This is a genomic window from Caballeronia arationis (assembly GCF_001544975.2).
GTDB lineage: Bacteria > Pseudomonadota > Gammaproteobacteria > Burkholderiales > Burkholderiaceae > Caballeronia > Caballeronia arationis.
The window spans coordinates 137408-156752 of the sequence record NZ_FCOG02000004.1 but is presented as its reverse complement, the minus strand read 5'-3'; the positions used below and the strand labels follow the sequence as shown (position 1 = coordinate 156752).

The 19345-nt window shown below is 64.8% G+C and carries 19 protein-coding genes; 14 read left to right on the top strand and 5 right to left on the bottom strand.

Features of this window, described 5'->3' with window-relative positions; translation table 11 throughout:
- Window positions 1-3: 3 nt before the first annotated feature.
- The 3 genes from AWB81_RS04025 to AWB81_RS04015 all read right to left on the bottom strand — a co-directional run bounded on the left by AWB81_RS04025 (window position 4) and on the right by AWB81_RS04015 (window position 2334).
- Complete coding sequence (locus AWB81_RS04025) at window positions 4-690, bottom strand: HAD family hydrolase (RefSeq protein ID WP_062632608.1); 687 nt, start codon at window positions 688-690, stop codon at window positions 4-6.
- Window positions 691-763: 73 nt separating this feature from the next.
- Entirely contained in the window at window positions 764-1939 is a 1176-nt protein-coding gene (locus tag AWB81_RS04020; protein ID WP_062632607.1) for an MFS transporter, read from the bottom strand.
- A 20-nt stretch (window positions 1940-1959) separates the two neighbouring features.
- Window positions 1960-2334: a VOC family protein gene (locus tag AWB81_RS04015; RefSeq protein ID WP_062632606.1), complete on the bottom strand. Its 375-nt coding sequence runs from the start codon at window positions 2332-2334 to the stop codon at window positions 1960-1962.
- A gap of 143 nt (window positions 2335-2477) precedes the next feature.
- On the opposite strand from AWB81_RS04015, the gene AWB81_RS04010 reads away from it, so the two are divergent.
- From AWB81_RS04010 to AWB81_RS03945, 14 genes are all read left to right on the top strand, one after another.
- Window positions 2478-3464 carry a LysR family transcriptional regulator gene (locus AWB81_RS04010; protein ID WP_062632639.1) on the top strand — a complete coding sequence of 329 codons (987 nt, stop codon included), beginning with the start codon at window positions 2478-2480 and terminating at the stop codon, window positions 3462-3464.
- An 88-nt stretch (window positions 3465-3552) separates the two neighbouring features.
- Window positions 3553-4914, top strand: coding sequence for a tRNA (N6-isopentenyl adenosine(37)-C2)-methylthiotransferase MiaB (gene miaB / locus AWB81_RS04005; RefSeq protein WP_062632605.1), 1362 nt, complete (start codon window positions 3553-3555; stop codon window positions 4912-4914).
- A 32-nt stretch (window positions 4915-4946) separates the two neighbouring features.
- Entirely contained in the window at window positions 4947-6068 is a 1122-nt protein-coding gene (locus AWB81_RS04000; RefSeq protein ID WP_062632604.1) for a PhoH family protein, read from the top strand.
- A gap of 22 nt (window positions 6069-6090) precedes the next feature.
- Entirely contained in the window at window positions 6091-6561 is a 471-nt protein-coding gene (gene ybeY / locus AWB81_RS03995; protein ID WP_062632603.1) for an rRNA maturation RNase YbeY, read from the top strand.
- A gap of 49 nt (window positions 6562-6610) precedes the next feature.
- Window positions 6611-7264, top strand: a complete 654-nt coding sequence (locus AWB81_RS03990; protein ID WP_235025709.1) for a gamma-glutamylcyclotransferase — start codon at window positions 6611-6613, stop codon at window positions 7262-7264.
- Window positions 7265-7465: 201 nt separating this feature from the next.
- A complete protein-coding gene (locus tag AWB81_RS03985; RefSeq protein ID WP_062632601.1) occupies window positions 7466-8368 on the top strand; it encodes a CorC family transporter in 903 nt (300 codons plus the stop codon).
- 112 nt (window positions 8369-8480) lie between these two features.
- Window positions 8481-10148 (top strand): apolipoprotein N-acyltransferase, encoded by a 1668-nt coding sequence (gene lnt, locus AWB81_RS03980; protein WP_062632600.1) that lies wholly within the window; start codon window positions 8481-8483, stop codon window positions 10146-10148.
- A gap of 155 nt (window positions 10149-10303) precedes the next feature.
- Window positions 10304-11311, top strand: a complete 1008-nt coding sequence (glyQ, locus tag AWB81_RS03975) for a glycine--tRNA ligase subunit alpha (RefSeq protein ID WP_087134796.1) — start codon at window positions 10304-10306, stop codon at window positions 11309-11311.
- A 17-nt stretch (window positions 11312-11328) separates the two neighbouring features.
- Window positions 11329-13428 carry a glycine--tRNA ligase subunit beta gene (glyS, locus tag AWB81_RS03970; RefSeq protein ID WP_062632599.1) on the top strand — a complete coding sequence of 700 codons (2100 nt, stop codon included), beginning with the start codon at window positions 11329-11331 and terminating at the stop codon, window positions 13426-13428.
- A gap of 25 nt (window positions 13429-13453) precedes the next feature.
- Window positions 13454-14011 (top strand): D-glycero-beta-D-manno-heptose 1,7-bisphosphate 7-phosphatase, encoded by a 558-nt coding sequence (gene gmhB, locus AWB81_RS03965; protein WP_062632598.1) that lies wholly within the window; start codon window positions 13454-13456, stop codon window positions 14009-14011.
- A gap of 46 nt (window positions 14012-14057) precedes the next feature.
- The gene (locus tag AWB81_RS03960) at window positions 14058-14831 is read left to right on the top strand and encodes a lysophospholipid acyltransferase family protein (RefSeq protein ID WP_062632597.1); all 774 of its coding nucleotides are present in this window, start codon (window positions 14058-14060) and stop codon (window positions 14829-14831) included.
- 82 nt (window positions 14832-14913) lie between these two features.
- Window positions 14914-15813 carry a M48 family metallopeptidase gene (locus AWB81_RS03955; RefSeq protein WP_062632638.1) on the top strand — a complete coding sequence of 300 codons (900 nt, stop codon included), beginning with the start codon at window positions 14914-14916 and terminating at the stop codon, window positions 15811-15813.
- Window positions 15814-15946: 133 nt separating this feature from the next.
- Window positions 15947-16348 carry a lactoylglutathione lyase gene (gloA, locus tag AWB81_RS03950; RefSeq protein ID WP_062632596.1) on the top strand — a complete coding sequence of 134 codons (402 nt, stop codon included), beginning with the start codon at window positions 15947-15949 and terminating at the stop codon, window positions 16346-16348.
- A 200-nt stretch (window positions 16349-16548) separates the two neighbouring features.
- Window positions 16549-17481 carry a DMT family transporter gene (locus tag AWB81_RS03945; RefSeq protein WP_062632595.1) on the top strand — a complete coding sequence of 311 codons (933 nt, stop codon included), beginning with the start codon at window positions 16549-16551 and terminating at the stop codon, window positions 17479-17481.
- Window positions 17482-17485: 4 nt separating this feature from the next.
- Here AWB81_RS03945 and rsmA read toward each other — a convergent pair whose 3' ends face one another.
- Together rsmA and pdxA are read right to left on the bottom strand one after the other, a co-directional pair.
- Window positions 17486-18298: a 16S rRNA (adenine(1518)-N(6)/adenine(1519)-N(6))-dimethyltransferase RsmA gene (rsmA, locus tag AWB81_RS03940; protein WP_062632594.1), complete on the bottom strand. Its 813-nt coding sequence runs from the start codon at window positions 18296-18298 to the stop codon at window positions 17486-17488.
- 45 nt (window positions 18299-18343) lie between these two features.
- Window positions 18344-19330 carry a 4-hydroxythreonine-4-phosphate dehydrogenase PdxA gene (gene pdxA / locus AWB81_RS03935; RefSeq protein ID WP_062632593.1) on the bottom strand — a complete coding sequence of 329 codons (987 nt, stop codon included), beginning with the start codon at window positions 19328-19330 and terminating at the stop codon, window positions 18344-18346.
- Window positions 19331-19345 lie beyond the last annotated feature (15 nt).

Genomic DNA, 19345 nt, shown 5'->3' with positions numbered 1-19345 from the left:
GCGTTACGACTGCACGCCGCGGAATTCGCCGCGCATGCCCGCCTCGACGAGCGCGGGCAAGTCGTCCATCGAATCGATGATGCGTGTGACGCCGCTCTGGCGCAGCACGTGCGCGTAGCCCTCCGGAATGTGGCTCGCGCCGACGAACGCGATCGTCATCATGCCGGCCGCGCGCGCAGCCGTCAGTCCGGCGATGCTGTCCTCGACGACGAGACAACGCTCCGGTGCCACGCCGAGCGTTTTCGCCGCGAAGAGATAGACGTCGGGATAAGGCTTCGGCTTTGCGACCTGCTCGGCGCTGAACAGGCGCTCGCCGACGATCTCGTCGAGTCCCGCGCGCTGCACCGACGCGCGCACGCGCTCCATCCAGCTGTTCGACACCACCGCCACCGGCAGGCTCACGCGTTGCAGCGCATTGCGCACGCCGGCGATCGGTCCGACCGAGCGCGCCAGTTCGCGGCCGACGCGCGCGCCGAGCGTATCGACGAAACCAGCGGGCATCGCGATGCCGAACTTCGTTTCGAGGTGCGTCAGGAAGCGCGAGGTCTGCTGGCCGAACGCGGTCTTCATGACCGGCTTGAAATTGACGCCCGGGAAGGTTTCGGTCAGCGCCTCCAGCATGACGCGATCGGCGATGACTTCGCTGTCGACGAGCACACCGTCGCAGTCACAGATGAGATGGTCGATCATGATGGCTCGGTTACGTTGAGCCGACATCATAATCGGTCGAAATCCTCCGTTCATACGAAACGCCGGCCGACTTTCAGGCGTCGACCGCGTTGGCGCCGTTCACGACCGGCCGTGCGTCGAGCCGCGCGGCGTACCACGTCACCGCGAGCGCGAGAATCGCGACCGCCGCCGCCACCCACGGCAGCGAATCAAGCGCGTGGCCGCGTTCCAGCACCATGCCGCCGAGCCACGCGCCGCCCGCATTGCCCACGTTGAACGCGCCGATATTGAGCGTCGAAGCAAGGTTCGGCGCGGCCTTCGCCTTCTCGACGACGCGCGTCTGCAGCGGCGGCACCGTCGCGAATGCCGCAATGCCCCACACGAAGATCGTGACGATGGTGCCCGTCTGGCTATGGCTCGTCGTCGCGAACACGGCCATCACAATCGCGAGCGCAATCAGGATGCCCATGAGCGACGGCATCAGCGAGCGGTCCGCGAGCTTGCCGCCAATCGTGTTGCCGATCGTCAGGCCGACGCCGAACAGCACGAGCACGAGCGTCACGCCGCGCGGCGAGAAGCCGCCCACCTGCTCCAGAATCGGCGCGATATAGGTGAACACGACGAACACGCCGCCGAAACCGAGCACGGTCATCGCGAGCGCGAGCCACACTTGCGGCTCCTTCAACACGCGCACTTCGTGGCCGAGCCCGCTCGGTCCGGCGTCGTGCCGGTTGGGGACGAGCGCCGTCACGCCGAGCGCCGAAAGCACGCCGAGCGCCGCGACGATCCAGAAGGTCGCGCGCCAGCCGAATTCCTGGCCGATGAACGTCCCGAACGGCACGCCGAGCACGTTCGCGAGCGTGAGTCCGGTGAACATCAGCGCGATGGCGCTCGCGCGCTTCTCGGCCGGCACGAGCGACGCCGCGACCACCGCGCCGATGCCGAAGAACGAGCCGTGCGCGAACGAAGTCACCACGCGCGCGACCATCAGCAAGCCGTAGTTCGGCGCGACGGCGCACAGCACGTTGCCGACGATGAACACCGCCATCAGCAGTTGCAGCGCGAGCTTGCGCGGCATCCGGCTCGTCAGGACGGCGAGCAGCGGCGCGCCGACCGCGACGCCGAGCGCGTAACCGGTCACGAGCAAGCCGGCCGACGGAATCGACACCGCGAGATCGCGGGCGACGTTGGGCAAAAGCCCCATGATCACGAATTCGGTCGTGCCGATCGCGAATGCGCTGATCGCCAGCGCGAGAAGTGGAATGGGCATTTCAAATTTCCCGTAGATGGTTAGGCGCGCGTCGTCACGAATTCCACGACGACAGCCGGCGCGAGCTGGACGAACAGTTGAAGCTCCCCCGTAAGCGGGACTTCCGCGAGTTGATAGGCCGTGCCGTGGCGATGCAGGCGGCCAAACAGCGCTTCCCACTCTTCGACGCCATCGACACGCAACGCCAGATGGTCGATGCGCGTCGATGCCTGGTGAGCGTCGGAAGCCGCACGCGACGCGATCAGATGCACGACCGGCCGCCCGCCGAGATAAAGCCAGTACCCGCCGACACCGAACGGCGGCCGGGCTCCGAGCGTCATTCCCGCGACATCGACGAAAAAGCGCTTCATCGCTTCGCATTCGGGGGCGACGATCGTCACGTGATCGAGTTGCATGGCTGACTCTCCGGACATGGGCGCTCTCGGGAAAACCCTGAGCTCCGAGTGCATGCGCGCATTCTGCGCGACCGGCGTCTTTTTGATAATTGGCGTAGCATTTGAATCATTGTCAAATCTGAATTGAGAATCGACTCATGGCGATGGACCGGCTCGGCGACATGCGCCTTTTCGTGGAAGCAGCGGCGCTCGGCAGCCTGTCGGCGGCGGGACGCAAGCTCGGCCTGTCGCCTGCGGCCGCGAGTGCGCGTCTGCTCAAGCTCGAAAAATCGCTGCATGCCAGGCTTTTCGAGCGCACGACGCGCCAGTTACGCGTCACCGATGAAGGGCGCCTCTATCTGCAGCACTGCCGCATTGCGCTGCAGGCCATCGACGACGCCGAGGCCGCGCTGCAGGCCGGCCAGAATCTCGTGCGCGGCAAGGTGCGCATTTCCGCGACGTCGGATTTCGGTCGCTATCTGCTGCGCGGCTGGCTCGACGAATTCAACGCGCGCTATCCCGAAGTCCGGTTCGCGCTGACGCTGTCGGATTCGGTGTCGAACCTGTTGCAGGAGGAAATCGATCTCGCTATTCGCTTCGGCGCGCCGCCGGACAGCGGTCTCGCCGCGCGCCAACTGGCACCGAACCGGCGCGTGCTGTGCGCATCGCCCGACTATCTGGCACGCCGGGGTACGCCCGCGACGCCCGCCGATCTTGAAGGCCATGACTTCGCGGTGCTGGTGACGTCGGCGGGGCCGCTCGCCGAATTGGACTTCGTGCGCGGCGACGAGCGCGCGAGTTTCACGATGCCGTTCGAAGCATCGTGGGAATCGAACGACGGGGCGCTCACGCGCGCGTGGGCGCTAGCGGGCCACGGTATCGCCCACAAATCGATCTGGGATATCGCCGCCGACGTGCGCGCCGGCACGCTGAAAATGCTGCTGCCCGACTGGTGCACGCACGAGGCGGCGGTTCACGCGCTGTTCCACGCGAACCGCTACATGGCGCCACGCGTGCGCGTGCTGCTGGATTTTCTCGTCGAGCGTTTTGCGACGGCGACCGCCGAACTGCTTGGCGACCTCGCCTACCCGCCTGACGCGCAAGGCCGGCCGAAACGTAAGGAATCGGCGAGGGCTATAATATCGGGCTAAATTAGAACAACAAGAACGGCAAAAACGCCCATTTTTTCAACCTCTCGATACCGCGCCCCCAGGTTAACCACTGCGACCGGCGAAATTCATGACCAAGAAAGTTTATGTAAAGACCTTTGGCTGCCAGATGAACGAGTACGACTCCGACAAGATGGTCGACGTCCTTGGCGCAGCGGAAGGCCTCGTCAAGACGGACACGCCCGAAGATGCGGACGTCATCCTGTTCAATACCTGCTCGGTGCGCGAAAAGGCGCAGGAAAAAGTCTTCTCCGATCTGGGCCGCGTGCGCGAACTGAAGGAAGCGAACCCGAACCTGCTGATCGGCGTCGGCGGCTGCGTTGCGAGCCAGGAAGGCGCGGCGATCGTTTCGCGCGCGCCTTACGTCGATCTCGTGTTCGGCCCGCAGACGCTGCATCGCCTGCCTGAGATGATCGACAAGCGCCGCTCGACGGGCCGCGCTCAGGTCGATATTTCCTTCCCTGAAATCGAAAAGTTCGACCATTTGCCGCCTGCGCGCGCCGAAGGCCCGAGCGCGTTCGTCTCGATCATGGAAGGCTGCAGCAAGTACTGCAGCTATTGCGTCGTGCCGTACACGCGCGGCGAGGAAGTGTCGCGCCCGCTGGATGATGTGCTCACCGAAATCGCCGGTCTCGCCGACCAGGGCGTGCGCGAAGTCACGCTGCTCGGCCAGAACGTGAACGCGTATCGCGGGCCGCTCACGCTCGGCTCGCAGGACATTGCGGACTTCGCCACGCTGATCGAATATGTCGCCGAGGTGCCGGGCATCGAGCGGATTCGCTACACCACGTCCCATCCGAAGGAATTCACGCAGCGCCTGATCGACACCTACGCAAAGGTGCCGAAGCTCGTCTCGCATCTGCATCTGCCGGTTCAGCACGGCTCCGACCGCATCCTGATGGCGATGAAGCGCGGCTACACGGTGCTCGAATACAAGTCGGTGATCCGCAAGCTGCGCGCGATTCGTCCCGATCTGTCGCTATCGACGGACATGATCGTCGGATTTCCGGGCGAAACCGAGGAAGATTTCGCGAAGATGATGGCGCTCGTCGACGAGATGAGCTACGACACGAGCTTCTCGTTCATTTACAGCCCGCGCCCCGGCACGCCGGCCGCGAACCTGCACGACGACACGCCGCGCGAAGTGAAGCTCAAACGCCTGCAACATTTGCAGGCGACCATCGAGGCGAACGTCACGAAGATCAGCAATTCGATGCTCGGCTCGGTGCAGCGTATTCTGGTTGAAGGCCCGTCGCGCAAGGACCCGACCGAACTCGCCGGCCGCACGCAGAACAACCGGGTGGTGAATTTCCCGGCGCCGGTCGCATCGCACACGCGGCTGATCGGCCAGATGATCGACGTCGAGATCAATCACGCGTATCCGCACTCGCTGCGCGGCGCCTTGATCATGGCGCCGGCGACCACACATTGAGTAGCATCCCAGACCGGACACCCACTTTCGCCTTGAAGACCGCTCCTCAGCAGCATATGGAATTCACCGCACCGCGCGACGACAACGCGCGGCTCGCCAACCTCTGCGGCCCGCTCGACGAAAACCTGCGGCAGATCGAGCAGGCGCTCGACGTGACGCTTTCACGGCGCGGCCACAAGATTTCGATTCGCGGACGCGGCGCGAAAGTGGCGCTCGCGGCGCTCGAAAACTTCTACAACCGTGCGCGCGACCCGATTTCCGTCGACGACATCCAGCTCGCGCTCGTCGAGGCGCGCCATGCGCAGCGGCGCACGCGCGGGCCGAACAACGGCAACGGGAATGGCAATGGTCAGAACGATCAGCCGGTCGATCCGCGTTTTCGCGGCGACCCGGATCATCCGTTCGACGAACCGAGCGCGACGATCGATCTCGACGAAACCGAAGACCCTGGTCCGAAGCTCTATACGCGGCGCGCCGACCTGCGCGGCCGTACGCCCGCGCAGCGCGAATATCTGCGCCAGATCGTGGCGCACGACCTGACCTTCGGCATTGGACCGGCGGGCACGGGCAAGACCTATCTCGCGGTGGCGTGCGCAGTCGATGCGCTCGAGCGCGATCAGGTGAAGCGCATCGTGCTGACGCGTCCCGCCGTGGAAGCGGGCGAGCGGCTCGGCTTCCTGCCGGGCGATCTCGCGCAGAAAGTCGACCCGTATCTACGCCCGCTATATGACGCGCTCTACGATCTGCTCGGCTTCGACAAGACCGCGAAAATGTTCGAGCGCCAGATGATCGAGATCGCGCCGCTCGCGTACATGCGCGGCCGCACGCTGAATCACGCGTTCATCATCCTCGACGAGGCGCAGAACACCACGCCCGAGCAGATGAAGATGTTCCTCACGCGGATCGGCTTCGGCTCGAAGGCGGTCGTCACCGGCGACACGACGCAGGTCGACCTGCCGCGCGGCCACAAGAGCGGGCTCGTCGAGGCTCAGCACGTGCTGACCGAAGTGCGCGGCATCGCGCTCACGCATTTCACTTCGGCCGACGTGGTGCGGCATCCGCTGGTCGCGCGCATCGTCGAGGCTTACGACGCGCAGACGCAGAAGGACGCGGCCCTCGCCGAGGCGGCCAAGTCGGCGCAACGCTCGGAATGACGCGCCGTTCGACCATTCGTCCATGACACGCCCGCACAAACTCGCGCTGACGATGCAGTTCCCCGCCGCGAAGGCGTATCCGTCGCACAAGGCCGTGCTGCCGCGCGCGACGGTCGTGCGCTGGATCAAGGCGTCGCTCTTCGCGGACGCCGAGCTGACCATCCGATTCGTCGAGGAAGACGAAGGCCGCACGCTCAACCGCACATATCGGCAGAAGGATTACGCGACCAATGTGCTCACCTTTGCCTACGCCGAATCGGAAGACGATCCGGTCGCGGGCGACCTGATCCTGTGCTGTCCCGTCGTCGAGAAGGAAGCCGCCGAGCAGGGCAAGCCGCTCGCCGCGCACTACGCGCATCTGATCGTGCACGGAACGCTGCATGCTCAGGGCTACGATCACGAGGACGAGACCGAAGCCACCGAAATGGAATCGATCGAGACCGACATCATGCGCGCGCTCGGCTTTTCCGATCCCTACGTTCCGATTCCCTAACGACGCCCGACCCGCCGTGAAAGACGAGACGCCCGAACTTGAATCGCTTGTGCCTTCACCGGCGTCCGTGCCGGCGCCCGGGTGCGCGGAGTACCCGCCGAAGCTCGTTGACTCGCCGCTTCTCACTGACGAAGAACTGGCGGTGTCGCGCGAGCATGCGCTCAGGCACTGGGACCGGAAGTCGGATTTGTGGCTCTTCGGCTATGGATCGCTGATCTGGAACCCGGGTCTGCCGACCGTCGAAGCCGTGCGCAGCAAGGTGCACGGCTATCACCGCGGGCTCTATCTGTGGTCGCGCGTGAATCGCGGCACGCCCGAGCAGCCCGGTCTCGTTCTCGCGCTCGATCGCGGCGGCTCGTGCACCGGCATCGCGTTCCGTCTCGACGGGGAAGGCGCGCAGGAACACCTCGAAGTGCTCTGGCGCCGCGAAATGGCGATGGCATCCTATCGTCCCGCGTGGCTGCCGTGCACGCTCGCGGACGGCCGGCGCGTCGCGGCGCTCGCCTTTGTGATGCGGCGCGACGCGACGTCCTACACCGGCAAGCTCGCCGATCCCGTCGTGCGGACCGTGCTCGGCTGCGCGAGCGGCCGCTATGGCACGACTTTCGACTACGTGAGCCGCACCGTCGAGGCGCTGCGCGAAAGCGGCATGCCGGACCGCGCGCTCGAAGCGCTCCTCAGGCGCTGCAAGTCGCAGGAATGAAACCTTTCCGACGCGATTCCTATGACCTGAAAAGAGCACGCTCGTCCGTTCGGACAACGTGTTTTTCTCGACATACTTCCCGCACATTTATCAGTTAGCATGGTTGCAAATCCGTGCGCCGGGCCGTGCAGCCGCGCTTTTTCCATCGTGTATGCTTAACTTTCCGCCAATTCGCGCCCCGAAGCTTGCGGGCGCCCCGCTATGAACGACGCTTATCCCAGTCGACGACACACCGACAAACCGCAGGAAAAACGCTCCCTTCTCGAGCGTCTGACTGATTTCATCTCGCACGAACCCGAGTCGCGCGACGAACTGCTCGAAGTGCTGCAGGACGCCCACGAACGCAATCTGCTCGACGCCGATTCGCTTTCGATGATCGAAGGCGTCTTCCAGGTCTCCGACCTCTGCGCCCGCGACATCATGGTGCCGCGCGCCCAGATGGACGCGATCAACATCGCCGAAACCCCCGCCGAATTCATCCCCTTCGTGCTCGAAAAGGCGCACTCGCGCTATCCGGTGTTCGAGGGCAACCGCGACAACATCATCGGCGTGCTGCTCGCGAAGGATCTGCTGCGCTACTACGCCGAAGAGGAATTCGACGTGCGCGGCATGCTGCGCCCCGCCGTGTTCATCCCGGAGTCGAAGCGCCTGAACGTGCTGCTGCACGATTTCCGCGTGAACCGCAATCACATCGCGATCGTCGTCGACGAATACGGCGGCGTCGCGGGCCTCATCACCATCGAAGACGTGCTGGAGCAGATCGTCGGCGACATCGAAGACGAATACGACTTCGACGAAGAAGCCGGCAACATCATTTCGTCGCCGGACGGGAAGTATCGTGTGCGTGCGCTCACCGGCATCGAGCAGTTCAACGAGGAATTCGGCACCGACTTCTCCGACGATGAAGTCGATACCATCGGCGGGCTCGTCACGCATCGCTTCGGGCGCGTGCCGCATCGCGGCGAGAAAGTGCGCATCGACGACTTCGCGTTCGAAATCCTGCGCGGCGACGCGCGGCAGATCCACGTGCTGCTCGTGCGGCGCGTGCCGCACATGAGCCACGATCGCCACTCGCACGAAGGCGAAGAAGACGACCGCGGCTGAGTAACCGCGGCTTCGCGGCGGCCCTGCGGTGAATTGACGCGGGCCGTCCCGCCAGCGGCGCACCATCCTTCGCGCCGCATCCCCTTTTCAGCCGACCACGACCGTGTAATCAATGGCCGATTCATCATTTCGCATCATGCGCCGCCGGCGCAGTCCGTCTTCCGAATCCAGCGAAGTAGCAGCGCTTCCGTTCTGGCATTACCTCGTCGCGGCGGTGCTCGGCGCGGCGAATACGTTTTCCTTCGCGCCGACGCCGCATGGCGGCTGGATCGAACTCGTCATCTTCGCGCTGTTCTTTGCATGGCTCTCGCGCACGAGCAGCTGGAAAAGTGCCGCGCTCACTGGCTGGGCGTTCGGCTTCGGCAATTTCGTGACGGGCGTGTGGTGGCTGTACGTCAGCATGCATTTCTACGGCGGTATGGCCGCGCCGCTCGCGGCCGCGGCCGTGGCGCTCTTTTCGCTCTATCTAGCGATCTATCCGGCGGCGGCTTCGGTCGTGTGGTCGCTGGTTGCCGGACGCGCGCAATTCGACGACCGTGAAAACGACGCCGCCGAGCCGCGTTTTGTCCCGACATGGCACGGCGCGTTTGCGTTCGCGAGCGCGTGGGCGCTTGGAGAATGGCTGCGCGGGCTCGTGTTCACCGGCTTTCCGTGGCTGTCGAGCGGCTATGCGCAAGTCGATGGACCGCTCGCCGGATATGGCGCCATTGCGGGCGTGTACGGCGTCGGCTGGGTGCTCGCGCTGGTGGCCGCGCTCGCCGTGCAGGCTTTTTACAATACGCGACGCCGTGTCGGGACCGCGAGCCCGGCCGCGCGCTTCGCGCCGGGCGTTGTCGCGGTGGCGCTCGTCGTCGCGGGGATGCTGCTCTCGCTCGTCCAGTGGACGACGCCCGCCAACTCGCCGCTCACGGTGCGTCTCCTGCAAGGCAACGTGAAGCAGGAGATGAAGTTCGAGCAGGAAGGCGTGAATGCATCGCTCGCGCTTTATCGGCGGATGATCACCGAGAAGCCCGCCGATCTGATCGTCACGCCCGAAACCGCGCTGCCGGTGCTCGCCGTGCAGGTGCCGGAGGACCTCGCGCTCGCGCTGCGCCAGTTCGCGGACACGACGAAGTCGTCGATCCTGTTCGGCGCCATCGGCGTGACGATCACACCCGAAGGCCGCGCGAAGGATTTCACCAACAGTCTGTTCGGCATCACGCCCGGCTCGTTCGATGTGTCTCGTTACGACAAGCATCACCTCGTCCCCTTCGGCGAATTCGTGCCGCTCGGTTTTCACTGGTTCGTGAACCTGATGGGCATTCCGCTCGGCGATCTCGCGCGCGGGCCGTCGGTGCAAAAGGCGTTCTTCGTGCACAACCAGCCGATCGCCGTCGACATCTGTTACGAGGACATCTTCGGTGAAGAGATCGCGAAGACGCTGCGCGAGCAGGTCGCGCCGGCCGGCATTCTCGTGAACTCGACGAATCTCGCCTGGTTCGGCGATACCATCGCACTCGACCAGCACTTGCAGATCGCCCGGATGCGCTCCATCGAAACCGGACGCCCGATGCTGCGCGCGACCAATACCGGGATGACCGCGGTGATCGCGGCGAACGGCGACGTCGTCTCGAAATTGCCGACCTATACGACCGGCACGCTCGAAGCCACCGTCCAGGGCACGTCCGGCCGCACGCCGTATGTGACGAGCGGCAATCTGACCGTCATCGCCATGTCGCTGCTGCTGCTCGCGTTCGCATTCGCATTTGCGCCGTCGCGCAAGGACGCGCGCGGGAAGTGAAACAGTCGGCGTAAAGGTCGACGGAAGACGGCGCAAACCCGCCGAAAGTCGCACGCGCCCTTCATTCAGCTAAAATTCAACGTTTTAGCACTTTGGCCGGCCCCGGCGTCCGCTCTCGCGACGCGCTCTGGAGCCGGTCCGCCTCAAAGGCAATCATGCTCACTTTTCAGCAAATCATCCTGACGCTGCAATCCTATTGGGACAACAAGGGTTGCGCGCTTCTCCAGCCGATCGACATGGAAGTCGGCGCGGGCACCTCGCACGTTCACACGTTCCTGCGAGCGATCGGACCGGAACCGTGGCGCGCCGCCTACGTGCAGCCCTCGCGCCGCCCGAAGGACGGCCGTTACGGCGACAACCCGAACCGCCTGCAGCACTACTATCAGTATCAGGTCGTGCTGAAGCCCGCGCCGGAAAACATCCTCGATCTGTATCTCGGCTCGCTCGAAGCGCTCGGCTTCGACCTGAAGCAGAACGACGTGCGCTTCGTCGAGGACGACTGGGAGAACCCGACGCTCGGCGCGTGGGGACTCGGCTGGGAAGTGTGGCTGAACGGCATGGAAGTGACGCAGTTCACCTATTTCCAGCAAGTGGGCGGCATCGACTGCAAGCCGGTTCTCGGCGAGATCACCTACGGGCTGGAACGTCTCGCGATGTATCTGCAGAAGGTCGAGAACGTCTACGACCTCGTCTGGACCGAATGGGAAGAAGACGGCCCGAACGGCCGCGAAACGCGGCGCCTCACCTATGGCGACGTCTATCACCAGAACGAAGTCGAGCAATCGACCTACAACTTCGAGCATGCCAACGTCGACCTGCTGTTCACGTTCTTCAACAGCTACGAGGCCGAAGCGAAGAAGATGATCGACGCGAAGCTCGCGCTGCCCGCCTACGAACTCGTGCTGAAAGCCGGTCACACGTTCAACCTGCTCGACGCGCGCGGCGCGATCTCGGTCACGGAACGTGCGGCGTATATCGGCCGGATTCGCGCGCTGTCGCGCCTCGTCGCGCAGGCGTACTACGACTCGCGCGAAGCGCTCGGCTTCCCGATGCTCGGCAATCCGGTGCATCCGGCGGCCGGCCTCACCACCGACGAACACGACGCCGCCATGCCCGCCTGGGCGCCGCCGCTGAAGGTCGAACGCAACATCGACCAGGTTTGACGAGACACGAAAGAACAATGACGCAATCCAATCAAGCAACGCTGCTCGTCGAGCTGCTCACCGAAGAACTGCCGCCGAAGGCGCTCGCGCGTCTTGGCACCGCGTTCGCCGAAGGCATCGTGCAACGTCTCGCGGCCCGCGACCTGATCGACGGCGAGCCGAACTTCGAAAAATACGCAACGCCGCGTCGCCTCGCCGTGCTGGTGAAGAACGTGCGCGCGGTTGCGCCCGAAAAGCAGGTGCGCGAAAAAGTGCTGCCGGTGTCCGTCGCGCTCGACAAGGATGGCCAGCCCACCGCGCCCCTCGCGAAGAAACTCGCCGCGCTCGGCTTCCCCGACTTCCCGCTCGCCGAACTCGAACGTGCGCAGGACGGCAAGGCCGAAGCGTTCTTCCTGCGCTACGCGGCGCCGGGCGCCGCGCTCGCCGACGGCCTGCAAGCCGCGCTCGACGAAACGCTCGCCAGGCTGCCGATTCCGAAGGTCATGACCTACCAGCGCCCGGACGGCACCAACGTGCAGTTCGTGCGTCCGGTGCAGCGGCTCGTCGCGCTGCATGGCCGCGAGGTCGTGCCGGTCTCGGCGCTCGGCATCGATTCCGGCGATACGACCATCGGCCATCGCTTCATGTCGCACGGCTTCGTGCAGATCCCGAACGCCGACAGCTACGCGGAAACGCTGCTGTCGAAAGCGCACGTGGTCGCGAGTTTCGAGGACCGCAAGGAATCGATCCGCACGCAACTGCAGGCATTCGCGGGCGAGGATCGCGTCGTGATGCCCGAGGCGCTGCTCGACGAAGTGAACGCGCTGGTCGAATGGCCGGTCGTGTATCAGTGCCATTTCGGTGAGGAGTTCCTGCAGGTGCCGCAGGAATGCCTGATCCTCACGATGCAGACGAACCAGAAGTATTTCGCGCTGACCGACGCCAACGGCCGCCTGCGTTCGCGCTTCCTGATCGTGTCGAACATCGACACGAAGACGCCCGGCGACATCGTCGAAGGCAACGAGCGCGTCGTGCGCCCGCGTCTCGCCGACGCGAAATTCTTCTTCGAGCAGGACAAGAAGAAGCGCCTCGCGGACCGCGTGCCGCTGCTCGCCAACGTCGTCTATCACAACAAGCTCGGCTCGCAGCTCGAACGCGTGAAGCGCCTCGAAGCGCTCGCGGGTGAGATCGCGCCGATGATCGGCATCGACGTCGCGCTGACGAAGCGCGCCGCGCTGCTCGCGAAGGCGGACCTGCTCACGGACATGGTCGGCGAATTTCCCGAGCTGCAAGGCACGATGGGCACCTACTACGCGCGTCACGACGGCGAGCCGGAAGACGTCGCGCGCGCGTGCTCGGAGCATTACCAGCCGCGCTTCTCCGGCGACGAAACGCCGTCGACGGGCGTCGGCTGCGCGGTCGCGCTCGCGGACAAGCTGGAGACGATCGTCGGCATCTGGGGCATCGGACTGCAACCGACGGGTGAAAAAGATCCGTTCGCGCTGCGTCGCCACGCGCTCGGCGTGCTGCGCATCCTGCTCGAAAAGCGCCTCGCCATCGATCTGCTCGACCTGCTGCGCGTCGCGCAAAAGCACTTCGTCGACATGCCGCAAGTGGCCGAATCGACGGACGCGATCTATGCATTTTTCATGGACCGCCTGCGCGGCGTACTGCGCGAGCGCGGCTTCAACGCGAGCGAAATCGACGCCGTGCTGAGCCTGAACCCGACGCGTCTCGACGACATCGTGGCGCGCCTCGAAGCCGTGCGCGAGTTCGCGGCGCTGCCGGAAGCGGCATCGCTCGCGGCCGCCAACAAGCGCATCTCGAACATCCTGAAGAAGTCGACGGAAGCTGTGCCGTCGAGCGTGAAACCCGAATTGCTCGTCGAAGCGGCAGAAAAGGCGCTCTACGCGCAGCTCGAACAGGTCGCGCCGCGTGTGCAGAGCCAGCTCGCCGAGCGCAACTACACGGAAGCGCTGTCGGCGCTCGCCGCGCTGCGCGATGCCGTCGACACCTTCTTCAACGACGTGATGGTGAATGCGGAAGACCCGGCGCTGCGAAGCAACCGGCTGGCACTCCTTGGCGCGCTGCATCAGCAGATGAATTGCGTCGCGGACATTTCGAAGCTCGCCGCGTGAGCGCGCGAGCTCAGGCGCCCTCTCCATGAATCCAAACAGAAAGCTCGTCATTCTCGACCGCGACGGCGTAATCAACGTCGATTCCGACGCATTCATCAAGTCGCCCGACGAATGGGTCGCGATCCCCGGCAGCCTCGACGCCATCGCGCGCCTGAACCAGGCCGGCTGGCACGTCGCGATCGCGTCGAACCAGTCGGGCATCGGTCGCGGCCTCTTCGACATGGCCGCGCTCAACGCCATGCATCAGAAGATGAATCGCGCGGCGGCGGCGGTGGGCGGACGGATCGATGCCGTGTTTTTCTGCCCGCATACCGCAGAGGATCAATGCGATTGCAGGAAGCCGAAGCCGGGCATGCTGCAGCAGATCATCGACCGCTTCGAGATCGATCCTGAACACACGCCGGTGGTCGGCGATTCGCTGCGCGATCTGCAGGCGGGCGCGGCACTCGGCTTTCCGGTGAATCTGGTGCTGACGGGCAAGGGCGAAAAGACGCTCGCCGCTGGCAACCTGCCGACGGGCACGAAGGTGCACAAGGACCTGCGCACCTTCGTTCTCGATTTCCTCGCCCAGAACCAAGATTGACCGCTTTTTGACCCGATTTAGCGGCGCACTACAAGAATCCACACCAATGCGCTTCATCCGCTCGCTGCTGTTGCTCATTTACTTCATCGTGTACACGGTTCCGTACGCGATCGCCTGCTTCATCGCGTTTCCGTTCCTGCGCGCCGACAAGCGCTACTGGATGGCAGCCGGCTGGTGCAAATCGACGATCGTCGTCCTGCGCCATCTGAACGGCATTCGCTACACCATCGAAGGATGGGACAACCTTCCCGACGGTCCGGCGGTGCTGCTGTCCAAGCACCAGTCCGCGTGGGAAACGCTCGCGTTTCCTGCGCTGATGCCGCGTCCGCTCTGCTACGTGTTCAAGCGCGAACTGCTCTTCGTGCCCTTCTTCGGCTGGGCGCTCGGCTTGCTGAAAATGGTGCACATCGACCGCAAGCAGGGCAAGGATGCGTTCGCCTCGGTGACGCGCCAGGGCCGCGCGCGCATGGACGAAGGCGCGTGGGTCATCATGTTTCCCGAAGGCACGCGCACGCGCGTCGGCAGCCAGGGGAAGTACAAGACGGGCGGTGCGCGCTTCGCGGTCGCGACCGGCGTGCCCGTCGTGCCGATCGCGCACAACGCCGGGCACGTCTGGCCGCGCCATTCGTTTCTCAAATATGCGGGTATAGTCACGGTGTCGATCGGTAAGCCGATCGACACCGCGGGCCTCACGCCGGAAGAAGTGAACCAGCGCGTCGAGACCTGGATCGAAGCGGAAATGCGCCGTATCGATCCGGCTGCCTACAGTTCGACAGATGCAGGTTCGACGCACGCGCCCCACGCGTCCGCCGGCCGCTGAAACGACTGCACACACGCCGAGCCGCGCATTGTCCTTTTCGTTGTTCTCGTCATTCCTGCGCCGCGAGCGCAAAGCTGAGCCGATGCAGAAGACCCCATCGCGGCAGCGTCCCGCTGTCGCGCTCGACAACCTGCAACTCGATCTGCCGTTCGCGGATGCGCCCGGCATCGCCGCGCCTGCCTCGCAGACGCCCGCGCCCTTGCTCGGTGAAATCGCGCCGGGCGCGAATGCCGCCCCTCCGCCCTACGCCCCCGACGGCACACGCCTGCGCCGCCTCGTGCTCGGACAGCAGACGCTCGACTATCGCCTGAAGCGCTCGTCGCGCCGCACGATCGGCTTCATGATCGACGGCACCGGGCTTGCGATCACCGCGCCGCGCTGGGTTACGCTCGCCGACATTGAAAGCGCCATCGCCGACAAGCAGAAGTGGATCTTCAAGAAGCTCGCCGAGTGGCAGACGCGCGTCGAGCAGCGTGCGCTGCCGCGCATCGACTGGAAAGACGGCGCGCAGTTTCCCTATCTCGGCAGGTCGATCAGCGTGTCGCTGGGTTCGGCGCGACGTGCGCTTCATTTCGATGAGCAAAGCGGCGTGCTCTCGCTCGCGTTGCCCGCGCTCGCCGATCCGCAGCAGATCAAGGACCGCGTGCAGGGTTGGCTGCAGACCGAGGCGAAGCGCATTTTCGGCGACCGGCTCGTCGTGTATGCGCACAAGCTCGGCGTCGAGTTTCGTGCGTACGGGCTGTCGTCGGCGGCGACGCGCTGGGGCAGTTGCTCCAGTGATGGCAAGATTCGCCTCAACTGGCGGCTGATCCACTTTCCGCTTTCGATCATCGATTACGTCGTGGCGCATGAACTCGCGCACCTGCGCGAGATGAACCACAGTCCGCGTTTCTGGCAGACGGTCGAATCGATCTTTCCCGAATTCCGCGAAGCGCGGCACACACTCAAGCACCATCCACCGGAACTGCTGCCGGCGCTCTGAGCCGCACGCGCCCTGCGAGCATCGACGGCCGGCGTTACAATTTTGCTCGCGGCCCCGCGCGTACGAGTGCGTAAAGACACCGGCGCGCTCCGGGTCTCCGAACCGCCCAGGACAACCCCACAGGAAACCCACCATGCGACTTCTCCACACGATGCTGCGCGTCGGCGACTTGCAGCGTTCCATCGATTTCTACACGCGCATTCTCGGCATGAAAGTGCTGCGCCAGAGCGAAAACACCGAGTACAAATACACGCTGGCGTTCGTCGGCTACGGCGACGAAAGCGAAGCCAGCGTGCTCGAACTCACCTACAACTGGGGCACTGACAAATACGATCTCGGCAACGCTTACGGGCACATCGCGATCGAAGTCGACGATGCCGCCGGCGCGTGCGACCGCATCCGCGAGGCAGGCGGCAAGGTGACGCGCGAAGCGGGCCCGGTGAAGGGCGGCACGACCGTGATCGCGTTCGTCGAAGATCCGGACGGCTACAAGATCGAACTCATCGAAAAGCACTCGCACGTCGCGGGCGTCTGAAGCTGAAGCACGCTTTGCCGAACGCCGGTTCGCCATGCCGCGAGCCGGCGTTTTTTTGATGTGACGCGCCGCATCAGCGCGCGACCGTTCATACGACCCTCACCCTGACCTCACCTTTCGCGCCGCCTGACGATCGGTGGCAAAATCGACGCTCCACAACAGTGCATTCGCGTGAGCGCGAATGCCGCACAAGAAGAGAGATGAGCACCCCTGCCCTTTCCCTGCGTCGCGCGCCGGACGCGACAGCTGTCATCGTCATGGTCGTTCTGTGCGCCGCATGGGGCTTCCAGCAGGTCGCGATCAAGGAAGCGAACGCGTCGTTTCCGCCGATGCTGCAAGCGGGCATCCGCTCGGCCATCGCGACCGTGCTCGTATGGCTCTGGACGCGCTCGCGCGGCACCTCACTCTTCACGAGCGACGATACGCTCGGCGCCGGCCTGCTCGCGGGCGTGCTGTTCGGCGGCGAGTTCGTCTGCATCTTCTTCGGCCTCACGCTCACGACGGCCACGCGCATGGCCGTCTTCATCTATACGGCGCCGTGCTTCACGGCGCTCGGGCTGCACTGGTTCGTGGCCGGCGAGAAGATGCGCCGCGTGCAATGGCTCGGCATCGCCGTGGCGTTTTGCGGTATCGCGCTCGCGTTCGCTGATGGTTTCCTGCACGCCGATCCGAACCGCGCATCGACGTTGCGTGGCGTCGCCGGCGATGCGCTCGGCGTGCTCGGCGGCCTGCTGTGGGCAGCGACGACGGTCGTCGTGCGCGCGAGTTCGCTCGCGCATGCGAGCGCGAGCAAGACGCTGTTCTATCAACTGGCGGTATCGGCGATCGTGCTGCTGGCGCTCGCGTTCGCGCTCGACCAGACGCACGTGGCGATGGTGACGCCGCGTGCGCTCGCGAGCCTCGCGTATCAGGCGATCGTCGTCGCGTTCATCAGCTATCTGACGTGGTTCTGGCTGCTGACGCGCTATATGGCGTCGAGACTGTCGGTCTTTTCGTTCCTGACGCCGATCTTCGGCGTGACCTTCGGCGTGGTGCTGCTGGGCGAGCACTTCACGCTGCGTTTCATGATCGCGGCTGCGATGGTGCTGGCCGGGATCGCGCTCGTGAACAAGTCCGCAAAGAGCGCAAGATGAGCGGTCAGCGCGTCTTCGCGACCACCTGCGCGAGCGTCACATACTCGGCGACGGGCACTTCTTCCGCCCGGCGCGCGAGATCGAAGCCGAGCGCGTCGAAATCTACCGTGTCGCGATAAACGGCGAGCGTATTGCGCATCATCTTGCGACGCTGCGAAAACGCCGCCTGCACGACCTCGCCGAGCACACGCTCGTCGACGGCAGGCAACTCGTGCGGCGCGAACGGAATCATCCGCACGATCGCGGAATTCACCTTCGGCGGCGGCTGGAACGACTCGGGCGGGACGTCGATCAACTTGTCCATCGAATAGCGATACTGAAGCATCACCGAAAGCCGGCCGAAATCCTTCGTGCCGGGCTCGGCGATCATCCGGTCGACGACTTCGTCCTGCAGCATGAAATGCTGATCGACGACCTTCGGTGCAAACGCCGTCAGATGAAACAGCAGCGGACTGGAAATGTTGTACGGCAGATTCCCGACGATCCGGAGCGTGGGCTTCTCGCCTTCCAGCGCGAGCGAGCCAAAGTCGAAATCGAGCGCATCGCCCGCGTGAAGCACGAGCAGGTCGCCGAAGCGCTTGCCGAGCCGCGCGATCAGGTCGCGGTCCAGTTCGACCGCGTGCAGCGGCGATTCGGGTGTCGCGAGCCGTTCGATCAGCGGCTCCGTGAGCGCAGCCAGGCCCGGCCCGATCTCGACCATGCGCTCGCCGCGCCTGGGCGCGATCGTATCGACGATCGAATTGATCACGCCCTGATCCACGAGGAAGTTTTGCCCGAAGCGCTTGCGCGCGAAATGGCCCTGGTGCTTGGTCGACATCGAAAGAACCGCGTAAGGACTGCGAGATGGATGGGATCGTGTGGGTCAGCCCGCGCGCCGATGACTCGCCATCGAAACCGCGGTATCGATTGCCGCGATCATACTGCCGGGGTCCGCGCGACCGGTGCCCGCCAGATCGAGCGCGGTGCCGTGATCGACCGACGTACGGATGATCGGCAGCCCGAGCGTCACGTTGATGCCTTCGCCGAACGTCGCGAATTTCAGCACCGGCAAACCCTGATCGTGGAACATCGCAAGCACGCAATCCGCGTCTTTCAGATAGCGCGGCTGGAACAGCGTGTCCGCCGGGTAAGGGCCGGGCGCATCAATGCCGAGCGCGCGCGCGCGTTCCAGCGCAGGCGTGATCACGTCGATTTCCTCGCGGCCCAGATAGCCGTTTTCGCCCGCGTGCGGATTGAGCCCGGTCACGAGAATGCGCGGCGCGGACAAGCCGAAATGCGCGCGCAGGTCGTGATCGATGATATGCAGCGTCTCGACGATGCCACCGGCCGTGAGCGCCGCCGACACGTCCTTGAGCGGCAGATGCGTGGTCGCGAGCGCGACGCGCAGCGGCCGTTCGCCCGTGCCCGCCAGCATCATCACGACGCGCGGCGTGTTCGTGCGCTCGGCGAGATATTCGGTGTGGCCGGTGAAGGGAACGCCGGCGTCGTTGATCGTGCTCTTCTGCAACGGCGCGGTGACGATCGCGTCGAACCGGCCGGCGAGCGCGCCGTCGATCGCGGCATCGAGCAGGCCGAGCACATAGCGCCCGTTGGCCGCGTCGAGCTTGCCCGCCTGCGACGGCACGGCGAGCGGATGATGCTCGATGTAGATTTGCGCACTGTCGAGCGCTTCCTTCGATCCCGCGCGATCCTGCAACAACGTACGATCGCCGAGCACCGTGAAACGCGCCGAAGGCCAACGGGTCGCCGCCTGACCGAGCGCCGCCGCAGTCAATTCGGGACCGACTCCGGCGGGCTCGCCGGTGGTGATCGCGATGGAAAGCGGACGGGCGTCGGAGGCGGCGTTCATCGTTGCTGGTTCCGG

What these genes read in the sequence shown, in the direction of transcription:
- AWB81_RS04025 (WP_062632608.1), bottom strand. Translation starts at nt 690, where the DNA reads ATGATCGACCATCTCATCTGTGACTGCGACGGTGTGCTCGTCGACAGC.
- AWB81_RS04020 (WP_062632607.1), bottom strand. Translation starts at nt 1,939, where the DNA reads ATGCCCATTCCACTTCTCGCGCTGGCGATCAGCGCATTCGCGATCGGC.
- AWB81_RS04015 (WP_062632606.1), bottom strand. Translation starts at nt 2,334, where the DNA reads ATGCAACTCGATCACGTGACGATCGTCGCCCCCGAATGCGAAGCGATG.
- AWB81_RS04010 (WP_062632639.1), top strand. Translation starts at nt 2,478, where the DNA reads ATGGACCGGCTCGGCGACATGCGCCTTTTCGTGGAAGCAGCGGCGCTC.
- miaB (WP_062632605.1), top strand. Translation starts at nt 3,553, where the DNA reads ATGACCAAGAAAGTTTATGTAAAGACCTTTGGCTGCCAGATGAACGAG.
- ybeY (WP_062632603.1), top strand. Translation starts at nt 6,091, where the DNA reads ATGACACGCCCGCACAAACTCGCGCTGACGATGCAGTTCCCCGCCGCG.
- AWB81_RS03985 (WP_062632601.1), top strand. Translation starts at nt 7,466, where the DNA reads ATGAACGACGCTTATCCCAGTCGACGACACACCGACAAACCGCAGGAA.
- lnt (WP_062632600.1), top strand. Translation starts at nt 8,481, where the DNA reads ATGGCCGATTCATCATTTCGCATCATGCGCCGCCGGCGCAGTCCGTCT.
- glyQ (WP_087134796.1), top strand. Translation starts at nt 10,304, where the DNA reads ATGCTCACTTTTCAGCAAATCATCCTGACGCTGCAATCCTATTGGGAC.
- glyS (WP_062632599.1), top strand. Translation starts at nt 11,329, where the DNA reads ATGACGCAATCCAATCAAGCAACGCTGCTCGTCGAGCTGCTCACCGAA.
- gmhB (WP_062632598.1), top strand. Translation starts at nt 13,454, where the DNA reads ATGAATCCAAACAGAAAGCTCGTCATTCTCGACCGCGACGGCGTAATC.
- AWB81_RS03960 (WP_062632597.1), top strand. Translation starts at nt 14,058, where the DNA reads ATGCGCTTCATCCGCTCGCTGCTGTTGCTCATTTACTTCATCGTGTAC.
- AWB81_RS03955 (WP_062632638.1), top strand. Translation starts at nt 14,914, where the DNA reads ATGCAGAAGACCCCATCGCGGCAGCGTCCCGCTGTCGCGCTCGACAAC.
- gloA (WP_062632596.1), top strand. Translation starts at nt 15,947, where the DNA reads ATGCGACTTCTCCACACGATGCTGCGCGTCGGCGACTTGCAGCGTTCC.
- AWB81_RS03945 (WP_062632595.1), top strand. Translation starts at nt 16,549, where the DNA reads ATGAGCACCCCTGCCCTTTCCCTGCGTCGCGCGCCGGACGCGACAGCT.
- rsmA (WP_062632594.1), bottom strand. Translation starts at nt 18,298, where the DNA reads ATGTCGACCAAGCACCAGGGCCATTTCGCGCGCAAGCGCTTCGGGCAA.
- pdxA (WP_062632593.1), bottom strand. Translation starts at nt 19,330, where the DNA reads ATGAACGCCGCCTCCGACGCCCGTCCGCTTTCCATCGCGATCACCACC.